This window comes from Chloroflexota bacterium (genome assembly GCA_016219275.1).
Classification (GTDB): Bacteria; Chloroflexota; Anaerolineae; order UBA4142; family UBA4142; genus JACRBM01.
On the sequence record JACRBM010000058.1, the window covers coordinates 95,381 to 111,585 of the forward strand.

General features: G+C 56.0%; 17 protein-coding genes and 1 riboswitch. Of the genes, 15 read left to right on the plus strand and 2 right to left on the minus strand.

Annotated elements, in window-relative coordinates:
• Positions 1 to 29 precede the first annotated feature (29 nt).
• Positions 30 to 114, minus strand: a riboswitch (cyclic di-GMP riboswitch).
• A gap of 127 nt (positions 115 to 241) precedes the next feature.
• Together HY868_16100 and HY868_16105 are read right to left on the minus strand one after the other, a co-directional pair.
• On the minus strand, positions 242 to 523 hold the full coding sequence (locus HY868_16100; protein MBI5303659.1) for a MoaD/ThiS family protein: 282 nt from the start codon (positions 521 to 523) through the stop codon (positions 242 to 244).
• A gap of 14 nt (positions 524 to 537) precedes the next feature.
• Positions 538 to 816 (minus strand): hypothetical protein, encoded by a 279-nt coding sequence (locus tag HY868_16105; GenBank protein MBI5303660.1) that lies wholly within the window; start codon positions 814 to 816, stop codon positions 538 to 540.
• 196 nt (positions 817 to 1,012) lie between these two features.
• Between HY868_16105 and HY868_16110 the strand changes: the two genes are divergently transcribed.
• The 15 genes from HY868_16110 to HY868_16180 all read left to right on the plus strand — a co-directional run bounded on the left by HY868_16110 (position 1,013) and on the right by HY868_16180 (position 16,120).
• Entirely contained in the window at positions 1,013 to 2,266 is a 1,254-nt protein-coding gene (locus tag HY868_16110; GenBank protein ID MBI5303661.1) for an SPASM domain-containing protein, read from the plus strand.
• Between the two features lie 128 nt (positions 2,267 to 2,394).
• Entirely contained in the window at positions 2,395 to 3,162 is a 768-nt protein-coding gene (locus tag HY868_16115; GenBank protein MBI5303662.1) for a site-specific DNA-methyltransferase, read from the plus strand.
• 15 nt (positions 3,163 to 3,177) lie between these two features.
• On the plus strand, positions 3,178 to 3,381 hold the full coding sequence (locus HY868_16120; protein ID MBI5303663.1) for a hypothetical protein: 204 nt from the start codon (positions 3,178 to 3,180) through the stop codon (positions 3,379 to 3,381).
• Between the two features lie 281 nt (positions 3,382 to 3,662).
• A complete protein-coding gene (locus tag HY868_16125; protein MBI5303664.1) occupies positions 3,663 to 4,217 on the plus strand; it encodes a sigma-70 family RNA polymerase sigma factor in 555 nt (184 codons plus the stop codon).
• 47 nt (positions 4,218 to 4,264) lie between these two features.
• The gene (locus tag HY868_16130; GenBank protein MBI5303665.1) at positions 4,265 to 5,920 is read left to right on the plus strand and encodes a zf-HC2 domain-containing protein; all 1,656 of its coding nucleotides are present in this window, start codon (positions 4,265 to 4,267) and stop codon (positions 5,918 to 5,920) included.
• A gap of 7 nt (positions 5,921 to 5,927) precedes the next feature.
• Entirely contained in the window at positions 5,928 to 7,109 is a 1,182-nt protein-coding gene (locus HY868_16135) for a YgeY family selenium metabolism-linked hydrolase (GenBank protein ID MBI5303666.1), read from the plus strand.
• A gap of 122 nt (positions 7,110 to 7,231) precedes the next feature.
• Complete coding sequence (locus HY868_16140; GenBank protein ID MBI5303667.1) at positions 7,232 to 7,918, plus strand: response regulator transcription factor; 687 nt, start codon at positions 7,232 to 7,234, stop codon at positions 7,916 to 7,918.
• Positions 7,911 to 9,365 carry a HAMP domain-containing protein gene (locus HY868_16145; protein ID MBI5303668.1) on the plus strand — a complete coding sequence of 485 codons (1,455 nt, stop codon included), beginning with the start codon at positions 7,911 to 7,913 and terminating at the stop codon, positions 9,363 to 9,365. Before HY868_16140 ends, HY868_16145 begins: the two co-directional genes overlap by 8 nt.
• 111 nt (positions 9,366 to 9,476) lie before the next feature.
• Positions 9,477 to 10,238 carry an SIMPL domain-containing protein gene (locus HY868_16150; GenBank protein MBI5303669.1) on the plus strand — a complete coding sequence of 254 codons (762 nt, stop codon included), beginning with the start codon at positions 9,477 to 9,479 and terminating at the stop codon, positions 10,236 to 10,238.
• Between the two features lie 13 nt (positions 10,239 to 10,251).
• On the plus strand, positions 10,252 to 11,229 hold the full coding sequence (locus HY868_16155) for a substrate-binding domain-containing protein (GenBank protein ID MBI5303670.1): 978 nt from the start codon (positions 10,252 to 10,254) through the stop codon (positions 11,227 to 11,229).
• A gap of 122 nt (positions 11,230 to 11,351) precedes the next feature.
• The gene (locus HY868_16160; GenBank protein ID MBI5303671.1) at positions 11,352 to 12,083 is read left to right on the plus strand and encodes a metallophosphoesterase family protein; all 732 of its coding nucleotides are present in this window, start codon (positions 11,352 to 11,354) and stop codon (positions 12,081 to 12,083) included.
• 38 nt (positions 12,084 to 12,121) lie between these two features.
• Complete coding sequence (locus HY868_16165; protein ID MBI5303672.1) at positions 12,122 to 12,412, plus strand: hypothetical protein; 291 nt, start codon at positions 12,122 to 12,124, stop codon at positions 12,410 to 12,412.
• Entirely contained in the window at positions 12,409 to 12,795 is a 387-nt protein-coding gene (locus HY868_16170) for a hypothetical protein (protein MBI5303673.1), read from the plus strand. Before HY868_16165 ends, HY868_16170 begins: the two co-directional genes overlap by 4 nt.
• A gap of 100 nt (positions 12,796 to 12,895) precedes the next feature.
• Complete coding sequence (locus HY868_16175) at positions 12,896 to 13,645, plus strand: GntR family transcriptional regulator (protein ID MBI5303674.1); 750 nt, start codon at positions 12,896 to 12,898, stop codon at positions 13,643 to 13,645.
• Positions 13,646 to 13,663: 18 nt separating this feature from the next.
• Entirely contained in the window at positions 13,664 to 16,120 is a 2,457-nt protein-coding gene (locus HY868_16180; GenBank protein MBI5303675.1) for a tetratricopeptide repeat protein, read from the plus strand.
• Positions 16,121 to 16,205 lie beyond the last annotated feature (85 nt).

Here is a 16,205-nt window from a genome sequence, read left to right on the forward strand (position 1 = left end):
CAAATACACCGCGCGCCAATCAGGGTCTCTTCGGTAACTCGGCGACCATGGTCGTTTGACTTTAGGCCCGTAGCTTTGCGTCTCCGGCTTTCGCCGGATTTGCCATTATCGGAGAATGGTTCTTAACGTTCGACCAGAGTCTACTCTATTTCATCGTTAGCCACAATGGGACTTTATTCCTGGGAAATAGTTTTCGTCACAAAAACCTCTCGCATCCATCGCTGGCGAGAGGTTTGGTTTTTCACGCGGCGCCGATGCTGGGTCGCATCAGAATCACTTCGTCGCCCTCGCGAATCGGCGCGCGCAAGCCGCCGAGCAATTTCGCGGCGCGCCCGTTGATCAGGACGCCGGAGCGAAACACGAATTGATCGTGCGTGTCCAGCACGATGTCACGCACAGCATACTGCGCAAAGAGCGCGTTCAAAAGTTCGCCCAGCGATTCGCCCTCGAACGCGAACGACGTGTGATAGACGCGCACGCGTTCCCAAATCAACCCGGTGAACTTGACGCTTACGTGTGTCATCGGTCTCTTGAAAACTACATCAGCACGAATGGACGAACCAGGACAACCTCGTCGCCGTTGTGAATCGGGATCGCCAGGTCGCCCATCGTCTCGGAGAATTTTCCATTCACGATGACACGCGACCAGGGAATGATCTTGTCGTGCTCATCGAGTAGGAGATCGCGCACACGATGTTGGACGAAGAACGCGTTTAGCAAGTCGCCCAGATTGCGTCCCTCGAAGGCAAACCCCATTTGATATGTGTTCACCCGCGACCACACTTCGCCGGTGAATTTGAGCGTGACTTGAGTCATCGTCAACTCCGTTTTCTAGTTCGACGAGCGTCGTCACTCGTCAATGGCGGCACGCTTCGCCGCGCAACAACTTTGTACCAAACGCGTAGAAATCCATGCCGCGTCTTTTTGATAATCCCGCGCATAGCGGGTATAATCACACTATACGTTTCGTTTCGGATTATAGCATAAACCGAAATGACATGAAAGGGTATCCATGAGTACGACACAAACATATTGGGGACACGTGGACGAACAGGGGCGGGTGGTGCTGCCGCCGGAATTCGCGGCGCAGTACGGCTTGACGCCCGGCGCGCGCTTTCGCGTGGACCCGCAAACAAATTCGCTGCGCATGCACCGTCCGATCACGCATCTCAACCGGGTGTACGTCGAGCCAACGAGCCGGTGCAATATCGTCTGCCGCACGTGCATGCGGAACACCTGGGAAGAAGAGATGGGGACCATGACGCGTGCGACCTTCGAGCGCGTGCTCGACGGACTGCGCGAAATCGGCACCCGCCCGACGGTGATGTTTGCCGGCATCGGCGAGCCGCTCGGACATTTTTACATCGCCGAGATGGTGCGCCGCGTCAAAGAGATTGGTTGTCGCGTCGAAATCACGACGAACGGCACGATGCTCAACGAAAAAATGTCACGCGCGTTGATTGACGCCGGACTAGATGCATTGTGGGTTTCGCTCGACGGCGCGTCGCCGGAGAGTTACGAGGATGTGCGGCTGGGTGCGGAACTGCCGAACGTCATTCACAATCTGGCGCGCTTTCGAGAAATGCGGAAAGGATTCTATCACCCCAAGCCGGAAATCGGCGTCGCGTTTGTCGCGATGAAAAACAACATCGCCGATTTGCCGCGCGTCCTTGAACTGGGTCGCTCGCTCGGCGCGACGCTTTTTTCGGTGAGCAACGTGTTGCCATATACCCAAGAGATGCGCCAAGAAGTGTTGTACGAGCGCACGCTCAAGGATGTCGCGTACATTTCATCCGAGTGGATTCCAAAACTGAGTCTGCCCAAGATGGACATTAACGACGATACGCGCGATGCGTTCTTTGCCGCGCTCAAGAGCGGGATGAGCGTGACGTACGCCGGCAACAGTTTTAGCGGCGCGAACGATGCGTGTGTGTTCATCGAGAACGGCGCGACGACGATTGGTTGGGACGGCGGCGTGAGTCCGTGTCCGCCGCTGTTGCACAATCACACCGTGTTCACACGCAACCGCGAACGCAACTTGCGGCGGCACATTCTCGGCAACATCAATGAACGTTCGCTTGCTGATTTGTGGAACGACGAACAGTACTTGGCGTACCGTGAACGCGTGCACCGTTTCGCGTTTCCGCCGTGCAGTTTCTGCGGCGGGTGCGACCTGCTCGATTCGAACCAGGAAGATTGTCTGGGCACACCCGCGCCGGTGTGTGGGGGTTGTCTCTGGGCGCAAGGTGTGATTCAGTGTCCGTAGGGTGGGGAGAAGCGCGGAGAATTTTTCCTTCGCGCTTGAATCGGGTGACAAATGTGACGCGCAAATCGAGAACGTTGAAAGAATCTACGCTCAAGGTAGATGAGATCATCAACGCGGATTGTCTTGCAATGTTGCCGATGATGCCTGATGATTTCGTGGACCTAACACTTTTTTCACCGCCGTACGATGGCATTCGTGACTATAAAAACAACTGGACGTTCGATTATCAACGGCTCGGCAAAGAGTTGTATCGAGTAACCAAAGATGGTGGAGTATGCGTTGTGGTTGTTGGCGATGGGACGAAAGATTTTGCCAAGTCAATGACCACGTTTCGTCTCGCGGTGAATTGGGTTGACGATGCCGGCTGGAGGTTGTTCGAGACGTGCATCTACAGACGCGATGGCAACCCGGGTGCGTGGTGGACGCAACGCTTCCGTGTGGATCACGAATACATCCTGATGTTTTTCAAAGGCAAACGCCCGGCGACCTTTGAAAAAGAACATCTGATGATTCCCAGCAAACACGCCGGCAAGATCTATTCGGGTACGGATCGGTTGACAAACGGTGGTTTTAAGAAAATTGAACCCAAAGCAGTTAACCCGTTGAAATGTCGCGGTACGGTTTGGCAATACGCGACAAGCAATACTGAAGGCAACAGACTCAAACTCCAACATCCCGCGACGTTTCCCGACAAACTGGCTGAGGATTTGATCCTCTGTTTTTCCAAGCCAGAGCAAATCGTGCTCGATCCGATGTGTGGAAGCGGCACAACGTGTGCGATGGCGTTGCGGAACAATCGCCGGTACATTGGATTTGACATATCGGAAGAGTACTGTCACATTGCGAATCAGCGCATCACACTTGAGACGCGCGAAAAAGCTAGCCGCTTGTTTTGATGCAGGGGAACAGCGATGACAGCATTGTCTTATCGCCGCGATGCGCGAATCGCGCAATTCGCGCTTGCCCGCATTCCAAAATCATGGGACGGCAAAAAATGCGTGCTTCAGCTGAAAGCCGCGAATTTCAACTGGCGTCAAATGGAATGGTGGGCGTTTTACTTTGAACTGCTTTGCCAACGCAACCTCGGTGCCGAGTTTACGATGCCCGGCGACTGATTTGGCAAAGCGCCAACCGCATGCTTTGATGCCAAGCGCACAATTAACTGGGATATCAAAGCCAAAGCGATCAAATCTGATGACCAGCGTTCGATTCTCAACGATACTGCCGCGATGGACGCCAGTATTCAAAAGTACGGCGCGCACGGATTGATTGTCGCATTGTGCGATGTAGAGTACAACGACGCTGGGTGCGTTGCATCAACATCGCATTTCTGATACAATGCTTGCAGGGAGAAAAAAGCGACTGCCTACAATAACGGATGCTAGTCGAAAAGCCTATGAACCAGGAAGATGTTCACATTATTCAACGCTGTTTGGCTGGAGATGAGAAAGCGTGGCACACGTTTGTCGAACGTTATGCGCGACTGGTGTATTCGATTCCGATCCGCAGCGGGCTTTCGACCGATGACGCCGACGATGTCTTCCAAAACGTGTTCAGCATTGCATTCCGTCATCTCGCGCAATTGCGTCAACCCGGCACGGTTGCGGCATGGCTCATCACCATCACGCACCGCGAGACCTTGCGCGCACTCAAACAATACCATCGTCAAGATACGCTTGACGATGACATTGAGGATTCTGCGGCTCCACCGCCGGATCAATTAGAACTGTGGGAGCGCCAGCACATCGTGCGTGAAGCGCTCCGCAAGACCGGATCCCCCTGCCGCGAACTTCTTACCGCCTTATTCCTCGAATCACCCAAACCTAGTTACGATAAACTTGCCATACGGCTCAAAATGCCGATTGGTAGTTTGGGTCCTACCCGCGCGCGCTGTTTTAAAAAATTCGAAGCTCTGGTGATAGCAATGGGGTTTGATTACATTGCGCGGTGATTAGATTTACACCGCTTTTGCCCGCTGACCCATAAGCCGAAGATCAGATGAGTACCCATCCAGTTTCCTACGAAACCCTGATCGCATTTGCCGCCGATGAGCTAACCGGCGGTGAGCGGGATAGACTTGCGACGCATGTACCGTACTGCGCCGAATGTGCCCCTATTGTCAACCGCTTTCGATTGATCCGGGCGGCTACCCGAACCGACAAGTCGCCGATTCCTCCACACGCGACGGTCGCGCGAGCTCAAGCCATCTTTTCTGACCATCGTGCCAGTTTGCAATCGGAGCCTTCCTTATCGAGCGCTAGCGCGCCGATCAACGAACACCCAGTGCTTGATGAAGAGTTGATCGCCTTTGCGGTCGGCGAATTGACTGACGCGGAACAGCAAAGGATTGCGGCGCATTTACGTCAGTGTGACAGTTGCGCCACCGAAATCAGACGCATTACACAGATACGTTCTATTTTGGAATCGGATGACACGCGCGAGCCATCACCCCAAGTGATCCGACGCGCTCAAGCCATCCTCGCTCAACAAAAGCGGACCCAACTAACGCGTCGAATCGAAACCGGTTTGGACCGGCTCTTCCAAATGAGCCGGCTCTCTCCGGCTTCTGCTTTGCTCCTCTTGCTCGTGGCTAATCTTCTCGTTTTTGCCGGCTTGGGCATCGGGTTGACTCAGAATGCCGCGCCGGGAGATTTCCTGTATCCGATCAAAAGCGGCGTCGAAAATCTTCAAATTACGATGTCAGTGAGCGATGCCGATAAGCTAAAACTATATTTAGATTTAGCCGGCGTGCGCGTAGAGGAAATTCGAACCCAAGTAAGTTCGCACCAGTTTGCCAAGATTCCGGATACAGCGGTTGCCTATCAAGACCACGTACAACAATCGTCGGATTCCTTGTTGGTTGTCTTTGGCAAAAACGTCAGTCAAGCAAAGACGATCGCACAATTGATGCAGACCAGACTCGATCAATATGTAGATGCTTTGACGACGTTGAGCAATGATGTGCCCGATGAAACTAAACCGGCTTTATTGCGAGCCATCGAAGTTTCCGGCGCGGCGATTTCCGTTGCGCTTCGGATTATCAGTACACCGGTGATCGCCCCGACACCCCGCGTGAACCCAACGCCAACCAGGGTAAATACCGTAACTCCAAGTTCAACCCCGCGACCGGCTCCGTCAAATACACGGGTCATTCCACTTCCACCCGACTCGCCAACTGTGCCATCTAGTCAACGCAAACCACCTTCGGCGACAACCGTGCGCCCGCCACCCGACAGCAGTTCACGACTCCCAACTAGTACATCTGCGCTGGACGCGGAACGATGCCCAGCCCCGGTTCAACCCAGGTCATCGGGTATCATTACCAAGTCGGCGTTGGCAAGCGCAGTGCGTGAGCCGGATGGCGAACCGATCAATCCAAAAGACGAATTCAGACCAACCGACAAAATCTACACGGTGTTGGGGATCGTGAATGCCCCGTCGAACACCAGATTCAAAGCAATCTGGTGCGTGACCGATGTTGGTCAAGCCATGCCGGCGAATGCCAAACTAGGACAAGCGGATCTTGTCTCATCGAGTACGCGCAACATCGAATTTACTCTCGCTCTGTCGCGAGGGTTCCCAGTTGGAAGATATCGCGTACAAATCTATGTCAACGATGTTCTCGACACGGTGAAAAATTTCAGCGTGAGATAAATCTTGAATGATTGACACGATCCGTCCGCGTGTCGCTTCGTACCGCGACACCATCATCCACTTTCTCCGCGACCTCGTCGCGATTCCGAGTTTCGACAGCAACATTCGTGAGGTTGCCGCGCGCGTCGAACGCGAATTGCGCGCGCTCGGCTTTCGCGATATTCACTACGCGCCGTACGGCGACATCGTTGCAAAAATCGGCGATGGCAAACGTATCCTACTGTACGATTCGCACCTCGACACGGTCGGCGTGGGCGACGAACGCGAGTGGAAACACGGCGCATTCAGCGGCGCAATCGAAAACGGAATGATGTACGGGCGCGGCACGGTGGACGAAAAAGGTTCGACGCCGCCGATGATTTACGGCTTGAAAATCGCGCACGACCTGGGGCTGCTCGACGGATTCACTGCGTACTATTTCGGTTCGATTGAGGAATGGTGCGAGGGTTTGTCCGCGCAAGTGTTTGTCGAGGAAGAACACATCCATCCCGACTTCGTCGTCATTGGCGAACCGACGAACAATCGCGTGGTGCGTGGACACAAGGGGCGCGTCGAATTGCGTGTGACCGCGCGCGGCAAGAGCGCGCACGGTGCGTCGCATTGGCTTGGCGACAACGCGCTCTATAAAATGACCGGCGTGCTGCGCGCGATTCCCGAACTCGACGCGCGATTGGCGGACGATCCATTCCTGGGTCGCGGCTCGATTGTCGCGACGCACATTGACGTGTGCGCTGGTTCGCTCAACGTCGTGCCGGATCGTTGCTCGATTGTGCTGGATCGTCGCTTGACGGTTGGCGAGACCGCCGAGCAAGCATTCGCGCAGGTGCGCGCATTATTGCCGTCATCCGATTTCGACGTGGAATTTTTGCGGTACACACAACCGAGTTACAACGGTTATGTGCGCGAGCACGAACAAATTTTCCTAACGTGGCTGTTCGAGGAATCGCATCCGCTCATCCACGCGGCAATCGAAACGTCGCGCGCGTTGGGCTGGGATACGACAACCGGCAAGTGGAACTTTTCGACGAACGGCGCGTACTGGGCAGGCGTCGCGCAAATTCCGTCGGTCGGTTTCGGTCCCGGCGAAGAAAGTGGCGTGCATATCGTGGACGAACATATTCGCGTGGACGATGTGGTGCGCGCGACGGAGTGGTACGCGTTATTGCCACAAATGATTGGACGCAGATGAACGCGGATTTTTTCTTATCCGCGAAAATCCGCGTTCATCCGCGTCCCAAATATTTATCGTCATCATACACTTGTCTCGAAACTGACACGCGATTGACACACAATCGCGTTATCATTTGAGCGATGAGCAGAATTCTTGTGGTGGACGACGAGCCATCCATCGTGGATGTGCTGATGTACAATCTGATCAAAGCCGGTCATCAACCCATTGTGGCTCGCGACGGCGAGCAGGCGTTGAAACTCGCGCGCGCCGAACATCCCGACCTGGTGATTCTCGATCTGATGCTACCTGGGATGGATGGACTGGAAGTATGCCGCGCGCTCCGCAAAGAGGGCGATCTGCCGATCATCATGCTCACCGCCAAGGACGAAGAGATTGATCGCGTCGTCGGCTTGGAGATCGGCGCGGACGATTACGTCGTCAAGCCGTTCAGCGTGCGCGAGTTGATGGCGCGCGTCAAAACGATCTTGCGCCGCGCGCAACCCAAATCCGCCGAAACCGCGCTCGTGTTGCAAGCCGGCGATTTGCGATTGGATGTGGCGCGTCACCAGGTTGCTTGGCGCGGTGCGCCGTTCGACGTGACCGCGATTCAATTCGAGGTACTGCGCGTACTGATGGCAAACCCAGGTCGTGTGTTCTCACGCGAAGAATTGCTCAACCAGGTCTGGGGCTATGATTATTACGGCGACACGCGCACGGTGGACTCGGCGATCAAACGCTTGCGCGCGCGCCTGCGCGAGGTCGCGGCGGAATGCGAATTGATCGTCACGGTCCGCGACGCCGGCTACAAATTGAGCGACGATGTTTAATCGTTTGACCACGCGGCTTGTCCTAAGTCATTTGTTGGTGATTGCGATTGCAATGACCTTGCTTAGTTTCGTTTTGTTCTCGCTCGTGCAAGGTTATTTCGTCCAGGCATTGCAACAGAGTCTCACCAACCAGGCGCGTTTGACCGCGCAAGCGCTGCTATCCACGAGTGCGGCGAATGTTTCCCCCGTAATCCAGTCCCCGGCGCAGAACGCGCTCCAGCAACAAACGAGCCAGGTCAATGTCCAAGTCCAGAACACCGCGCCGAATTCATTGGACAACGTCGCAATTCGTTTGAGCGCCGAGTTGGACACGCGCGTGCGCGTGGTGGATGCGCGCGGGGTCGTCCAAGCCGATAGCGCCAACGTCGAGCGCGGACGCGATCTCAGCAACGACGTGCTGGTTGCCGCCGCGCTGAACGGACAAGAACAGTCGCGCGTGCAAGACGATTGGATTTTTGTCGCGGTACCGCTGCGCCGCGATGGACGCAGCATCGGCGCGGTGTACCTGGGACAGCCGATGCGCGATGTGGCATCGGTGCTCGCGGATTTGCGCGCGCGGTTGTTCATCTCCGCGATGGTGTCGCTCGTGCTGTCCGCGTTGGTCGGCGCGATTTTGGCGCGCGCGATTGCGCAACCAGTGCGCCAACTCACGCGCGCGGCGCATCAACTCGCGCCAGGTAATTTCGATTACCCGCTCGACGCGCGCGCGTCCGATGAATTGGGTGAACTCGCGCGCGAGTTTCGCTCGATGAGCGGCGATCTTGCGCGCACGCTCCAAGCGCGCACCGATCTGGTCGGCAACGTCAGCCACGAACTTCGCACGCCGCTCACCGCGATCAAGGGCTTGGTCGAGACTCTACGCGATGGTGCGGTGGACGATCTTGCCGCGCGCGACAAGTTTCTCGCGTCCATCGAAGGCGAAACAGATCGTTTGATTCGACTCGTCAACGATTTGCTTATCCTCTCGCGTGCCGATTCGCAAGCCCTGACCTTGCGCCGCGAATCGTTCGATCTCACCGCTTTGGCGCGCGATTGCGCGGACGAATTCGCCGCGCCGCGCGTCGCGATTGTCGTGGAAGGTTCGCCGACCCAGGTTCACGCCGACCCGGATCGCATTCGCCAGGTGCTCGTCAATCTGCTCGACAATGCGATTCGCTATTCGCCGCCGGACGAAACGGTGCGCGTGAATGTCGCATCGGCATCGGGCAACGTCACCGTATCGGTGCACGATCGCGGACCGGGTATTTCCATCGCCGAGCAAGCGCGCGTGTTCGAGCGATTTTATCGCGCCGATAAATCGCGCGCGCGCGATCCCCAGGATTCGGCGGGCGCGGGGTTGGGGCTTGCCATCGCGCAAACGCTCATTGTCGCGCACGGCGGTCGCATCGCACTCGAAAGCCGCGAAGGACAAGGCACGACTGTACGTTTCTCCTTGCCTGCCGCGTAATCGTCCTCAAACTTTTCCTCCTTTGCCACACGATTGACACATTCCTCTGTTAGTCTTGTAGTCGGATAGTCCAATCGTGGCTATGCGATTAACAGATTAACGGAGGAAAAAATGCGAAAAAGTGTTTTGCTTGTGGCGATTCTGTTCACTGGTATTCTCGCGTTGCTAGGCACGCCGTCTCTCCGCGCGGAAAATCGCGCCGCGCCTGCTCTAGCCGCGCGTCCGATCACGACAACGGGTGACGCGGAAATCAAAGTTGCCCCCGATGAAGTAATTTTGATCCTGGGTGTGGAGACCTGGGACAAGAACATCCAGATCGCGAAAAAACAGAATGACGACCGCGTCAAGAGAATTACCGCGCTGACCAAGGATTTTGGAATTGACCCCAAGCATGTCCAAACGGATCAGATCAACGTCGAGCCGCGCTATCGCAACGGCTATTACACCGACGCGGATTTCATCGGCTACTTTATCCGCAAGACGGTCGTCATCACGTTGAAAGACGTTTCCAAATTCGAGGATGTGTTCACGGGCGCGTTGGGCGCGGGTGCAACGCACGTGCAAGGCGTCCAGTTTCGCACGACCGAACTCCGCAAGTATCGCGATCAGGCGCGCGCGCTGGCGATTCAAGCGGCGCGGGAAAAAGCGCGCGCGTTGGCGAGCGAACTAGGACGCAAAATCGGGGAACCGCAATCTATTCAAGAGAACCAATCGAGTTGGTGGTCGTCGTACAGCGCGCGGTGGGGTGGGGCGATGTCGCAGAACGTCGTTCAGAATGTTGGCGGCGGCGGCGCCTTCAGCGAAGAAGGCACCTTCGCGCCTGGACAAATCTCGATCAGTGCGCGCGTGACCGTGACGTTTGACCTCGAATAAGTGGGAGGGCGAAATGAAGAAAACTTTGCTTGGCATCGTTGTGTTTCTTCTGACTTGTTTCGGTTGCGCCTCTATGCCGATAGCCCCAACTATCGCGCCCACCGCGACGCCAACAATCAAACCGGACCTCAACTTGATCGCGCGCGACTATCCCAGGGTGGACGGCTCGACTTCGACCAAGCCGTTGCATATCGTGATCGCATGCAAGGCGTTCGGTCTGCGCTGTGTCTGGCAAGAACCGATTTTTTCGGAGCGCACCATCGCGCCTGATTTGAAAGAAAGCTTGCGCGCCGAGGCAAACAAACTATTCGAGGCGACCCAGCATACCGGAACGAACCCGGCGTACATGAATCTCATCAACGGCAAAACCGATCTGATCCTGGTCGCGCGCGCGCCATCGGAAGATGAGTTGAACGCGGCAAAACAAAACCGCGTCGAGTTGGACGCGCGCCCGTTCGCACTCGATGCGTTCGTGTTCCTGGTCAACGTGAAAAATCCGGTGGACAATCTCACCATCACGAACGTGCGTGATGTTTACACGGGCAAGATCACGGACTGGGCGACTCTGGGCGGTAAGGGAACGATCAAAGCGTACCAGCGCGACCGCAACTCGGGTAGCCAGGAATTGATGGATGCTTTGGTGATGCGAGGCACGCCGATGATTCAAGCACCTGATATGATCATCGAAACGATGATGGGCGCGGTCAATGCCATCGGCAGAGATCCACAGGGTGTCGGCTACTCGGTTTACTATTACGCGACATTCATGCTCCCGGACAAGAATGTGAAACTCGTCGGCGTGAACGGAATCAAGCCGACCTCGGAGAACATTGCGACGCGCGCGTATCCGTTGACCGCGCCGGTGTATGTGGTCACACGGAAAAACTTGCCGGGAAACAGTTCCGCCGCGCAGTTGCGCGATTGGCTCTTGACTGCCGAAGGCAAAGCGGCAATCGCGGAGAGCGGGTACGTGCCGTTCGAGTCCCCGTAAGTCGGCGACTCGATCGGATTGTTCAAGCAAAACGAGCGTGCAACTGCGCGCTCGTTTTTGCATTGTTCTGAATTGTGCTAGAATGAGCCAGTAATTCAAGATGCTTTGGCTGGAGGAATCGAATGCGAATCGCGCTGATCTCCGACATTCACGCAAACTTTATTGCTCTGCAAACTGTCCTTGCTCACATCGAGCGCGACCATGTCAACCAAATCGTTTGCCTCGGCGATGTCGCGGCGAATGGACCGCAACCCGTGCCGGTCATTCGCCGCGTACGCGAGCTGGGTTGTCCGGTCGTGTGTGGCAATACCGACGAGTGGTTTCTCGTGCCGCAAACGTACGATCCCAATTCCGAAAAAGAACGGCGCTTGATGGCGATGCTCGAATGGGAGATGCAACAATTTTCGTCCGCCGACCTTGAGTTCATGCGCGCGTTCCAGCCGCGCGTCAACATTCAACTTGAGGGCAACCAGACCTTGCTTTGTTTTCACGGCTCGCCGCAATCGAACACGGATCTCATTCTCGCGACGACGCCGGAGAATGAATTACAATCACGCTTGGGCGATTATCGCGCAACGGTGTTGGCGGGCGGACACACGCATCAGCAAATGTTGCGACGATTTCGCGATGCACTCGTCATCAATCCGGGGAGCGTCGGAATGCCGATGGAGCGTGACGCCCTGGGACAGTTGCGCCGTCCACCGTGGAGCGAGTACGCGATTCTGGATTCGCGCGACCAGAACATCGCGATTGAATTTCATCGCGTGCCACTCGATGTCAATGCCGTCGTGCGCGCGGCGCGTGAGAGCGGGATGCCGCACGGCGAGTTGTGGGCAGGCGAGTGGTTGGTGTAAATGTGATATAATTGGCGCAACGATAAACGAGGTGCAAAATGGTTCTTGAACTATCAACCCAATCACCCTTTCCAGATCACATCGTCAAGGATATTGTGAAGGCGGCTTTGAAAAGCGAAGCCGTGATGGCGCGTTTGCGATACGAACAGTTTGCCAAAGAGTGTCAATCTTTTGAACAACGATTTCAGATGACGACCGATCAGTTTCTGGCGGAATTCGACGCGGGCAAGCTGGGTGATGCTGAGGAGTACTTTGATTGGTTTGCCGCGGCGCGCGGGCGGGCGGTGTGGATGCAAAAAGCCCAAGTACTGATTGAGGTCGCGGCGTGAATGCGCAGGAATACTATCGTCAATTGCTCGTGCTCATCGGACCCGTTTCGGCGATTGTCTCTTCGGATGTTTCATACCGCGAGATTGACGAGAATGAGTGTTACATCAAAGCCGTACTGAAATTTGTTCAGGGACACGTATTGCATCTTGCAGAGTATGTTGTCATCGTGAACGATCAAGTTGTACGAACCAAATACCGCTATCAACTTTTGGATGCGGGAAACAAGTCTATTGCGCGATGGGACAATGCGCCTCATCATAAAGACGTTGCGACCTTTCCCCATCATCGCCATGACTCGATGGACAAAGCGCATCCCTCGCGCGAGATGTCTCCGGCAGATGCGATTGCCGAGTCGTTGGCTTTGATTGAGCCACCGCTGTAACTCGAAGCATATTGTCGCATTTCCCTTTTTGACTTCTTTTCCATTTTCTGTATAATTCAAGTTGTCAGACGACTGTCGTCTGGCAGATTTGGAAACGGTTATGGTGCGTCGAAACATTTCCCTCGCTCGCCAGGTCGTGCAAGAAATCCTCGCCGGCATTCACGCCGGCAAACTCGCGCGCGACAATGGTGGGTTGCCTTCTGAAACCGAACTTAGCCAACGGTTCGGCGTGAGTCGCGCGACGATTCGTGAAGCCCTTTCCCAGATCGAACAACGCGGCGTGGTCGTGCGCCGCCACGGGGTAGGGACGTTCGTCGCGCCGATGTTGCCGCGCATTGACGCGGGGCTCGAAGAACTCGAAAGTCTGGAAACGCTCGCGCGGCGCATCGGTTTGGCGACCCAGATGGGCGAGCCAGTGATCGAAGAACGCGAGCCGACGCCGACCGAAGCCGAATGCTTGCAATTGTCCGAGCGCGTCGCGGTGATTTCGGTCGCGCGCGTGATTTTGACCGGCGCGCGTCCGATTGCGTATCTCGTGGACGTGGTGCCGACCACCGTCCTGCAACGGCAAGACCTCGATAAAAATTTTCGCGGCTCGGTGCTCGACCTTTTATTGCGCCGCCGCGATTTGCATCTGAGCCACTCGCGCACGGACATCCTGATTGAATCGGCTGACAAGACGATTGCGCGCAAGTTGAAAATCAAAGCCGGCGAGCCGCTTCACAAACTCGACGCGCAGCTGTGCACGCACGACGGGCGCGTCGTGGATTATTCGATCAGTTATTTCGTTCCAGGTTATTTTTCGTTCCACGTGATTCGGCGCGTGGGCGCACCGAACAGCGCGCACTAGATGCAAATGAGGACAACGATGAAAGTCTTCCTCTCCTCCACCTACATTGACTTGATCGAACATCGCAAAGCCGCGCACGATGCATTGGAACGCATTGGGCAAGAAGTCGGGCGCATGGAAATTTTTGGCGCGCGGACAGAAGAAGCAACCAGCGTTGCGCTTGACCAACTGGGAAAATGCGACCTCGTCATTGGCATTTATGCCTATCGTTACGGATTTATTCCCGAAGGTGCGGATGTTTCGATCACAGAGCAGGAATACCTTCACGCCAAAAGCAAAGGCAAACGTGTTTTGTGTTTTGTGGTGGACGAGAACGAACCTTGGCCGCCGAAGATGATGGAAAAAGACGCGGCAAAAATTAAAAAGTTGGATGAGTTCAAAGCAAAAATTTTAAAAGAAAAAGTTGTTGACTTTTTCACCTCTCCCGCTGACCTGGGAATGAAAATTGCCACATCCGTTCATAACTATCTTGACGAACTCAAACCAATCACCAATCACCAATCACCAATTACTCCACCTCGCGGCAACACCCTCCCACCCGAGGGCTTCTTCATTGGTCGCGTCAAAGAACTCGACATCATCAAATCCGCCCTCTCCCTCGAATCCCGCACCTGGGGCGCACTCATTGACGGACCTGGCGGCATCGGCAAGACCGCCCTCGCCATCAAAGCCGCGCACGACGCGCCAGCGGAACTCTTCGAGCGCAAAATCTTCATCACCGCCAAAGTGCGCGAACTGACTGCCGAAGGCGAAGCAAAACTGACCGACTTCACCCGCCCGACCTACCTCGCCATGCTGGACGAACTGGGCAAGGAATTGGGCGCAGACGGACTCGAAAAACTCGCGCCCGATGAGCGCCCCAACACATTGCGCCTCGCGCTGGCGGGCAAAAAGGCGCTGATCATCTTCGACAATTTGGAAACCCTGCCCGAAGAAGAGCGCACGCGCCTGTTCCAATTCCTCTCGCGCCTGCCCGAAGGGAACAAAGCCATCGTCACCTCCCGCCGCCGCACCGACGTGGATGCGCGCATCGTGCGCCTCGACCGCCTCGCCCGCGACGAAGCCCTGCAACTCATCGCCGAACTCGCCGCCAAATATCCGCGCCTCGCCCGCGCCTCCCAAAAAGAGCGCGAAGACCTGTACGAGATCACGCAGGGCAACCCGCTCTTCATCCGCTGGATCGCGGGGCAGTTGGGGCGTGATGGCTCGCAGTGCCGCACCATCGCCGAAGCCTGCGCCTTCATTGACAAAGCCCCCAAAGGCAACGACCCGCTCGAATACATCTTCGGCGACCTGCTGAAGACCTTTAGCCCCGACGAGACTCAAGTCCTCGCCGCGCTGACGTATTTCAGCCTGCCTGCCAAACTCAAGTGGATCGCGGACATGACCGACCTGCCCAACCGCGCAGCCGAGACCGCGCTGGAAGACCTGACCGACCGCTCCATCCTGACCTCTGACCTGTCCGCCCAAACCTATTTTTTACCCCCGCTGACAGCGAAATTCATCCGCACACGCCGCCCCGAAGCCGTCACCCAAACAGGCGACGCTCTCACCGACCGCGCCTACGCCCTCGCCATGCAATACGGTGGCGATAGCGAAGACTATGAAAAATTCCCCATGCTGGACGCCGAATGGGAATTCATCTCCGCCGCCCTGACGCGCCTGCTGACAGGCGACAACTCCCGCCTGCAAAGGGTGTGCAATCAACTCATGTTCTTTCTCAACTTCATGGGCAAATGGGATGAGCGCATCTGGCTTTCCGAACAAGCCGAAGCACGCGCCATCGCAACAGATGACAAAGAAAATGCAGGCGCAAACGCATACTATGCGGGAACAACCTACCAACGCCGCAACCAACCCGCCGAAGTGCTGGCGTGCGCCGCCCGCGCCGCTATACACTGGCAGGACAGCATCCCGCGCAAAAAAGCGATTGTCATCCAATTGCGCGGAATCGGTCACGAACTGAACAAAGACTATCCCGCCGCCATCACCGCCTACCGTGAAGCGCTGGAAATTGACCGCTCCATCTCCCCCGAAAGCGACGATGTCGCCATTGCCCTGAACCATCTGGCAGAAGCGGAACACGCCAACAAAGACTACCCCACCGCCGAGCGCGACTACCGCGAAGCCGTGCAAATTTACAAGAGAAACAGATTTGATGAAGGTATTGCTGACGCCACAGGCAGCCTAGCAGCACTCGCCCTCGACCGCGAGCAGTGGACAGAAGCCGAATCCCTCGCCCGCGAAGCCCTCGCGCTGGCAGAAAAAATCGGGCGGCAGGAGTTGATTGCCAACAATTGTCACCGCCTCACCAAAGCCCTGCTCAAACAAAACCGCAATTTTGATGAGGCATTATCCCTCTCCCGCCGCGCCGTCGAGATTTTCACGCGCCTGCGCTCGCCAAGTTTGCAATCAGCGCAGGAAACGCTGGCGGAGATCGAGAAGGCAAGGATGAACGCTTCGCGTGAAGGATGAACGCTTCGCGTGAAATATGTCATTTCGAGCGAAGCGAGAAATCTCCGACTTGCGTTCACAGGGTGAGATTTCTCGCTTCGCTCGA